The organism is Achromobacter sp. SIMBA_011, assembly GCF_046535435.1.
Lineage (GTDB): Bacteria > Pseudomonadota > Gammaproteobacteria > Burkholderiales > Burkholderiaceae_B > Achromobacter > Achromobacter dolens.
The window spans coordinates 1-262 of the sequence record NZ_JAWRWN010000670.1; the positions used below are offsets into that span (position 1 = coordinate 1).

At 66.0% G+C, this 262-nt stretch carries 1 protein-coding gene; it reads right to left on the reverse strand.

Annotated elements, in window-relative coordinates; all coding sequences use genetic code 11:
* Positions 1 to 262 (reverse strand): hypothetical protein (locus tag SB816_RS32650; protein WP_410548332.1); only part of this gene is annotated, 262 nt, incomplete at both ends.

Sequence of the window (262 nt, forward strand, 5' to 3'; positions counted from 1 at the left end):
GGCGCTTGCTGTGGCAGCAGCAGGTTGCGCGGTAACGGGCGGGACCGGGCCGGGCGCATAGATTCGCCAGCCGAGCCACACGCTCCACGTCAGCAACATCGCTCCGCCCAATGCGAACTTCGGCCATGGGTGTAGCTGCTTGCGTTGCCGTTTGCGCCAGTCCGCCAGCGTGAGCGCAATCGCGCAGAGAAGCGAAGCGGCGTAGAAGGTCCAATTGACGAATGACGCGCGTCCCGCCGCATGCCAATCGACCACGACCGGG